4 protein-coding genes are annotated in these 8,617 nt (G+C 45.1%); 3 read left to right on the top strand and 1 reads right to left on the bottom strand.

Going from position 1 to position 8,617, the window contains the following annotated elements:
• The first annotated feature begins 253 nt into the window (after positions 1–253).
• The 3 genes from DXD25_RS12845 (at position 254) to DXD25_RS12855 (ending at position 7,125) form a co-directional block, all read left to right on the top strand.
• Positions 254–3,430, top strand: a complete 3,177-nt coding sequence (locus DXD25_RS12845; protein WP_117663852.1) for a TonB-dependent receptor — start codon at positions 254–256, stop codon at positions 3,428–3,430.
• Positions 3,431–3,463: 33 nt separating this feature from the next.
• Positions 3,464–5,473 carry a RagB/SusD family nutrient uptake outer membrane protein gene (locus DXD25_RS12850; RefSeq protein WP_117663853.1) on the top strand — a complete coding sequence of 670 codons (2,010 nt, stop codon included), beginning with the start codon at positions 3,464–3,466 and terminating at the stop codon, positions 5,471–5,473.
• A 299-nt stretch (positions 5,474–5,772) separates the two neighbouring features.
• Positions 5,773–7,125 (top strand): ATP-binding protein, encoded by a 1,353-nt coding sequence (locus DXD25_RS12855; protein ID WP_117663854.1) that lies wholly within the window; start codon positions 5,773–5,775, stop codon positions 7,123–7,125.
• Positions 7,126–7,259: 134 nt separating this feature from the next.
• Here the strand turns inward: DXD25_RS12855 and DXD25_RS12860 are convergent, their stop codons facing one another.
• Positions 7,260–8,159: a diaminopimelate dehydrogenase gene (locus tag DXD25_RS12860; RefSeq protein WP_117663855.1), complete on the bottom strand. Its 900-nt coding sequence runs from the start codon at positions 8,157–8,159 to the stop codon at positions 7,260–7,262.
• Positions 8,160–8,617 lie beyond the last annotated feature (458 nt).

The following is an 8,617-nucleotide window of genomic DNA, read 5'->3' on the forward strand; positions in this document are numbered from 1 at the left end:
AAAGAGGGTGCGCCATAGACTTATGACACACCCTCTTTTTTGGGAATGTTTTTCTACTTTTTGCTTAAAAAGTCTTAAAATAATGAATTTTGTTTCATTAAAAACCAGTTCGTATTAAAATTTAATATATCTTTGCAGCGGCTAACTTAAATTAATAAGGATTAAATAACATTGGCTAACTTCAATAAGTAAGCCGAATAACATCGGCTGAATTAAATGATTGGACCAAATAACATTTTTTAAACTATATCTTATGATTAGACAACTATTCACAGTAAGTACTATGATTATGGCTCTTGGTATGACTCCTACTCACGCATATGGGGGGGTGACTCGTATCCAGGAAACTAATCAGTCCAAGAACGGACAATGCACTGGTACCATTATTGACCCTACAGGTGAGCCAGTAATTGGTGCTACAGTTACAGTTAAAGGAAAGCAGGGTGGAACCATCACAGATATTGATGGTAAGTTTATGCTTTCAGACGTGCAGCATGGTGCAACTATCTGTATCAGCTACATTGGTTTCGAGCCAGTGGAGATGGTATGGAAGGGTGGTGCCATCAATGTAACCATGCAGGAAGACAGCAAGACTCTGAACGAGGTCGTTGTTGTCGGTTTCGGTACTCAGAAGAAGGTAAACCTCACTGGTGCCGTTTCTACCGTTGATTCCAAGACCCTCGGTGCTCGCCCAGTCAACTCTGTAGTTGACGCTCTTCAGGGTGCAGTAGCCGGTATGAACTTCTCTACACCAAGCAGTGGTGGTACTCTTAATTCAACCAAGTCTTTTAACATCCGTGGTACAGGTACTATCGGTGCCGGTTCTTCTGTATCTCCACTCGTGCTCATCGACGGCATGGAGGGCGATATGAACGCACTCAACCCACAGGACATCGAGAACATTTCTGTATTGAAGGATGCTTCTGCTTCTTCCATCTACGGTTCACGTGCTGCCGGTGGTGTAATCCTTATTACTACCAAGAGTGGTAAGAAGGGTAAGACTTCTATTAACTACAACAACTCATTCCGTTTCGATTCTCCACTCAACATGCCGGAGATGATGGACTCTTACACATGGGCTAAGTACATGAACGATGCATCTGTTGGTAGCGGTGCAGGTGTCTGGTTTACAGATGAGAAGCTCGAGCAGATCAAGAAGGCTCAGAGCGATCCTACCATGCAGAAGATGTTCAAGAACAGCAACAACCGTTGGGAGGTTTGGGATAATACGCCACTCTTGCCTCTTGGTAATACTGACTGGCTCAAGGAGCAGTTTGGTACCAGCTTCTCTCAGGAGCATACCTTGAGTATCAATGGTGGTGATGATCGTTTGCAGTACTATGTATCAGGTAACTATCTCAACCGTGGTGGTCTTCTCCGTCATGGCGATGATAGCATGCAGCGCTATACTATGACCGGTAAGATCAATGCACAGATAACCAACTGGTTGCGTATGACCTACAATACCCGTTTCTCACGTCAGGACTTCGATTCTCCTGGTGATTTGATCAATGGTACAGATGTGTTCTTCCATAACATGTGCCGTTACTGGCCTATTATACCAACTACCGATCCTAATGGCAACTGGTTGCCAGAGTCTTATATCGGACGTCTTCAGAATGGTGGCCGTGCCAAGAATCAGGCAGACCGTCTCGCACAGCAGCTTTCTTTTGTTGCAACTCCTGTAAAGGGACTGACTCTGAATGCTGAGCTGAACTACCGTATTGTTACCCAGTTCAACCACCGTGACTGGCAGACCACATACGCTTACGACTGCGACAACAATCCTTATGTAGATACCAACGCAACATCAAGCGTGTATGAGTATTCATTCAAGTCGAACTATTTCAACCCTAACCTCTTTGCAGAGTATAGCCGTTCATTTGGCGAGCATAATATGAAGGTGATGGGTGGTTTCCAGAGTGAATGGTTCCGCCAGCGTAATATGAAGGCACAGCAGAACGGTATCATGTCTGGTCTTCCTACTCTTGATACAACAACCACCAAGCCAAGTGTAGGTGGTGCTTATAACTCATGGACAACAGCCGGCTTCTTCGGTCGTATCAACTACGACTTCGCAGGCCGTTACCTCTTCGAGGCTAACCTCCGTTATGATGGATCTTCACGTTTCCTCCGCGAGAACCGCTGGAACTTCTTCCCATCATTCTCTGCAGGTTGGAACATTGCCCGTGAGAAGTTCTGGGAGCCATTGACTGATTACGTAAACACATTGAAGCTCCGTGCTTCTTGGGGTCAGTTGGGTAACCAGAATACTGACAACTGGTATCCTTTCTATCCAACCATCGGCTTCTCTTCTCAGGGTGGCAACTGGTTGATCAATGGCGCTAAGCCAAATACCGCTTCACAGCCAGGTCTCGTATCTTCTACTCTTACATGGGAGAAGAGCCGTACATGGGAAATCGGTCTCGACTGGGGTGCTTTCAATAACCGCCTCACCGGATCGTTCGGCTACTATCAGCGCAAGACATTCGACATGGTAGGTCCTGCTCCTGAGTTGCCTGTTATCCTCGGTGCCAATCCTCCAAAGGTGAACAACCTTGATATGACATCTAAGGGTTGGGATCTCCAGATTGGCTGGCGTGACGTAATCGGTGAGGTAAGCTATGGTGCATCTCTCGTATTGAGTGATAACCAGGTGGTCATCGATAAATATCCTAACCCATCTAAGAAACTCGGTTCATACTATGCTGGTGCTAAGCTCGGAGACATCTGGGGTTATACCACAATCGGTATCGCACAGAGTCAGGAAGAGATGGACAAGCACCTCGCAAAGGTTGACCAGAGCGCACTCGGAAGTGGCTGGACTGCTGGTGACATCATGTATAAAGACCTCGATGGCGACGGCAAGATCAATGGTGGTGAGGGTACAGCCGACAAATCTGGCGACCGCCGCATCATCGGTAACTCTACTCCTCGCTATAACTTCGGTTTGAACCTCGATGCAGCTTGGAAGGGCTTTGATATCAAGGTGTTCTTCCAGGGAACCCTCAAGCGTGATTACGCAGCAGGTGGTGCCGTATTCTGGGGTGCTATCGGTACTGGTAAGTGGCAGGCTACTGGTTTCAAGTTCCACGAGGACTACTGGCGTGAGGATAACAAGGGAGCATACTACCCACGTGCAGACTGGGGTGGTGGTCGTAATACCCAGACTCAGACCCGCTATTTGCAGAATGCTGCTTATGGCCGTTTGAAGAACCTCACCATCGGTTACACCTTGCCAAAGTCTATCACAAGCAAGGCTTATATTGAGAATCTTCGCTTCTTCGTATCTGGTGAGAACCTCTTCACCATCACTAACTTCACAGAGGCTGGTGATCCAGAGCTGATCGGAGCAGGTTATGGCGGTGAGATTGGTAAGACATATCCATTGTCAAAGACATTCTCATTCGGTCTTAGTGTAACATTCTAACTTATCATTTAGATTATAGAAAGGAAACAATTTATGAAAATTAAATATATTTCAATGCTCTTATTGGGCGCGACGCTCGGTCTGACAAGTTGCAATGACTATCTTGACAAGGAGCCTGAAAGCAACGTGACACCTGTGTCTTTCTTTACTAGCGCCGACGACCTGGCTGCCTACACCGTGAATCTCTATGGTGTATTGACAAGTATTGGTCCTGGTAGCTATGGTATGAGTACCTTTGCTTATGATAACAATACCGATAACCAGGCGGGAACCGGTTATTCTAGCCGTTGGGTTCCTGGAAACTGGAAAGTAGGTCAGAGTGGTGGTGCTTGGGATTTCGGTAATATCCGCTCGGTGAACTATTTCCTGGATCAGGTACTGCCAAAATTCGAGGCTAAGCAGATTAGTGGTGCTGAGGCTCAGGTACGCCACTACATTGGTGAGGCATACTTCCTCCGTGCTTACCTTTATTTGGACAAGTTGCAGTCTTTGGGTGATTTCCCTATCGTGCTCAATGCGCTTCCTGATGACAAGGAAACTCTCGTTGCGTCTTCCAAGCGCCAGCCACGTTATAAGGTAGCTCAGCAGATTCTCGACGACCTTGACAAGGCACTCGGTCTTCTGCAGGAATCAGCTCCTGGTGGCAAGAACCGCATCTCTCGCGATGCAGCCCTTCTGCTCCGTTCACGTGCAGCCCTCTTCGAGGCTACATGGGAGAAGTATCACAAGGGTACTGCGTTTGTGCCAGGTGGTCCAGGATGGCCAGGCAAGGCTGAGGATATCCAGGGCTTTGACATCGATTCTTCCATCAATCACTTCCTCGATGAGGCTATGAAGTCTTCTAAGGAATTGGGTGATAAGCTCGTTGGCAACCTTGTAGAGAATACGGATGCTCCAGAGGGACAGGATGCAAGTTTGAAAAGTCTCAATCCTTACTTCACCATGTTCTGTGATAAGGATATGAGCGGCTATAGCGAGGTTTTAATGTATCGTGCTTTTGATAAGGCAAAGGCTAACGTTACCCACAACGTGCAGATGCAGTTGCAGCGCAACGGCGGTGGTACAGGTTGGACACGTGGCCTCGTCAACTCATTCCTCATGCGCAATGGTTTGCCTATCTACGCTGCCGGCTCAGGCTACGACCCAACTTGGGAAAACCAGGGTGTGAAGGCTACCTTGCAGAATCGCGATTCTCGCATCCAGCTCTTCACCAAGATGGATGGATCTATCGAGAACTACACCAGTGAGGGTGCTGTTCCAACCGACCTCTCATGGACAGTAAAGGGCAACAACGAGACTCGTATGGTGACAGGTTTCGCAGTAAAGAAGGGTAAAAACTATGATTCCCAGCAGGGACTCAATCACGACTACGGCGAGAGTGGTAGCATCGTATTCCGTGGCACAGAGGCTCTCCTCAACTATATGGAGGCTTCCTGGTTGAAGAACCATACTATAGACGCTACAGCTGATAAGTACTGGCGTGCTCTCCGCATCCGTGCCAAGGTAGATCCTGATTACAACAAGACTATCGCAGCTACCAACATGCAGGAGGAGGCTAAGTGGGACTTCGGTGCTTACTCTCATGGTCAGTTGGTTGATGCTACTACTTACAACATCCGTCGTGAGCGTCGTGATGAGTTCATTGGTGAGGCTTCCCGCTGGGAGGACTTGATCCGCTGGCGTGCTTGCGACCAGGTAAACGGTTACCAGATTGAAGGTATGAAGTACTGGGGTACTGTTTACGAGGGCAAATGGCTCGATGGTACAACCAACCTCGCTATCGTAGATGTTGAAGGAGGTAAGGGTAATATGAGTGATAAGACCATTAGTGGCGACTATATCCGTCCATACCAGATTTCCAAGATTAACAACCAGGTATTTGATGGTTATCACTTTACACCTGCTCACTATCTGTCTCCTATCGCACAGAGCGTATTCCGTCAGACAGCAGCTGGTGATCAGACCGATCTTACCACATCTGTAGTTTACCAGAACCCAGGTTGGCCATTGATTGCTGGTCAGGGTGCAACTACAGTAGAGTAAAGCGTGTGAACATATTCATTCTGCTTATGTCTTGAAATAAAAAGCTCAAGGCATAAGATACTAAAAAGGCTCGCAAGAAGTTTCGATTTCTTGCGAGCCTTTTAAGATTAAGAAATATTAAAAAACTGGCTTTTCCTTGGAGATAATCGCGGATATGTGTATATTTGCACCATCCGATAATCGCGGATAGGTGTGTATTTGTGCTATCCGATAATCGCGGATAGGTGTAAGAAACGGAAAATATTAATCGCGGATAGGTGTATTTATCCGATATAATTAATCTAGGATAGGTGTAAATTATGAGAAGAAAAGTATATGATCAACTCAAGAAATGGAAGGAAGAACAGAACGGAGAAAGTGCTGTTCTCATCAATGGTGCCCGCCGAGTAGGAAAGAGCTATATCGTAAAGGAATTCGCTCAAGAAGAATACAAGAGTTATATTTTGCTTGACTTCAATAAGATAGGAAAGAACATAAAATCCTTGTTCGAAACCTACCTGGATGACTTGGATACATTCTTTATGTATTTGAGCAGTTTCACCAATACACCTCTATATCCAAGAGAATCGGTTATTATCTTTGATGAAGTGCAATTGTATCCTCGGGCTCGTACTGCTATCAAGTATCTGGTTGAAGATGGACGCTACGATTATATCGAGACTGGTTCGCTTGTTTCTATCAAAAAGAACGTTGAGGATATTATGATTCCTTCTGAGGAGGAAGAAATATTGATGTATCCTATGGATTTCGAGGAGTTCTTGTGGGCATTGAACAATGAAACCTTGATGCCGCTTATACGAATGAACTTTCAGAAAAAGCATGAGATGGGACAGATGATGCATCGCATGGCAATGGACTATTTCAGACAGTATCTTATTGTTGGAGGAATGCCACAGGCTGTAGCTAAATTTGTAGAAACTCGAGATTTCAATAAGGTGGATCGTGTGAAGCGACAAATTCTTACCTTATATCGTAATGATATTCAAAAGTATGCTTCAACTTATGTATTTAAAGTTACCCAGATTTTTGATACAATTCCTTCTCAACTTCAAAAACATGAGAAGAAATTTATGTTGAAAGCACTTACAGAAGGGGCGAGAATGCGGGATTATGAAACGGCTTTCTTTTGGCTGGCAGATGCCATGATAGTCAATATGGCCTATAATACGACAGAGCCAAGCATCGGTCTTGGAATGAATACCGATGATACGACATTGAAATGCTATATGGCTGATACGGGTTTGCTCATCAGTCATGCTTTCAATGAAAATACGATAGTATCTGAAAACTTATATAACAAGCTTCTGGTAGATAAACTGGAGTTCAATGGCGGAATGATAGTTGAGAATATTGTTGCTCAGATGTTACGTTCGGCAGGGCATAAGCTGTATTTCTTTTCCAAATATAGTAAGGATGATGCCAAAGAAAGGATGGAACTGGATTTCCTGATAGCCAAAGATACAATAACGTCAAAGCATAATATTTCACCGATAGAAGTGAAGTCAACTAATAGATACACGCTCACTTCTCTTAAAAAGTGCATCGCTAAATATGATAGTTATCTGGCCACTCCGTATGTTTTGCATACGGCTGATTTGAAAGTAGAGGAGGGGATTACTTATTTGCCATTGTATATGACAGGGTTATTATAAGTGGTTTTAGTTGAATGGAAAAGGCTCGCAGGAAATCGAAATTTCTTGCGAGCCTTTATTATTGGCTTAACTTTGAATCTGAACCAGTTAAACTAATCATAAAGTTCAATGTTCAAACCTCAAAGTTCAAAGTCTTACACGAGTGTTGCAACGACTTCTTCACGGGTACCTGGCAACATGTCGATGACAGGAATCTCTGGCATGGTGTAGCAACCTGGCTGGAGACGGAATGAAGCGCGAGCCACGTTAACCAATACCTGAGCTGTGAGGGCAGGGTTGTTGATGCTCATGTTGAACTCGAAGCGCTGGTTCTGAGTCTTGCCAGATACACCCTTGCGAACAAGGTTCACACCATGACCCATATCCTTTACATCATCTACAGATGCTACGGCGAATACGTGAGTCTCGTCGTGAGCGAAGTATGGATCTGCCTTGATCTCTGCAGTAACATCCTCAAGCTTGGCACCTTCCTCCAACTCTACATATACCATGCGGCGGTGGATACCCTCGCCCAATGGGATTGTAACAGAGAGCGCTTCCTTGACACCCTTCTTGCTACGAACGCAAACAGAGTGTCCCATGCTCATACCAGGACCGAAGTTGGTATAGGTCAATCCCTTTGGAGCCAGACTTTCCATCAATACACGTACGATAGAGTCTGAACCTGGATCCCAACCGGCAGAAATAACGCTCACCTTGCCAGCCTTCTTGCAGTTCTCCATCTGCTTGGTGCGGTAATCAAGAATACCTGTATGGATATCGAAGCTATCTACGGTGTTGATGCCGAGTGCAACGATCTTCTCTGCATACTCAGGGCAAGAACGGGTAGGAGTAGCGAGGATAGCAACATCCACATCCTTCAACTTGGTGATGTCATCTACTACCTCATAGTTAGCCAACTCTGCTGGTTTGTCCTTAGCACCCTGGCGACGAACGATACCTGCGATCTCGAAATCTGGAGCGGCTTCGAGAGCCTCTACTGTAAACTTACCGATGTTGCCGTAACCTACTACGGCTGCTCTAAACTTTTTCATTTGATGTATTTATTTCTTTTATATTGTTGTTTATTTTGGATAATTCTTTCCTGATATCTATTTCCGGTTGCAAAAGTATAGCTTTTTCTTGAAATACGTGACGTTTTAATAGATTTTTAACTCATAAAACTTGCAAAAGGTAATAAAATCATAGTTTCTAGGTAGAATGAAGGGGGAATTGTAAGGGTTCTTGAATAGATTCCTTACAGTTTCGTGATTTCAAGGATTTAAGAGATAGCCTTATTCTTTAAAGCTTTTGCCCTTACAGGGCGTCGGGGGTGCGTTCATAATTACCCAGGGCGATGCCCTGGGCTAAGAGCTTCTGCCCTTTCAGGGCGTATTGGGTAATTTCAACCGTACAGGTCGAATTAGTTTCTACCCTTAAGGAAAATTGTTTCTACCCTTAAGGAAAATTGTTTCTACCCTTAAGGAAAAATAATTCTTCCTTTAAGGGAATT

Origin of the sequence: Prevotella sp. TF12-30, from assembly GCF_003436715.1 — a bacterium.
In the GTDB taxonomy this organism is placed as follows: Bacteria; Bacteroidota; Bacteroidia; order Bacteroidales; family Bacteroidaceae; genus Prevotella; species Prevotella copri_A.

Bases quoted from the DNA above. Each gene is read 5' to 3' on its own strand.
- DXD25_RS12845 (WP_117663852.1), top strand. From the start codon at position 254: ATGATTAGACAACTATTCACAGTAAGTACTATGATTATGGCTCTTGGT.
- DXD25_RS12850 (WP_117663853.1), top strand. From the start codon at position 3,464: ATGAAAATTAAATATATTTCAATGCTCTTATTGGGCGCGACGCTCGGT.
- DXD25_RS12855 (WP_117663854.1), top strand. From the start codon at position 5,773: ATGAGAAGAAAAGTATATGATCAACTCAAGAAATGGAAGGAAGAACAG.
- DXD25_RS12860 (WP_117663855.1), bottom strand. From the start codon at position 8,159: ATGAAAAAGTTTAGAGCAGCCGTAGTAGGTTACGGCAACATCGGTAAG.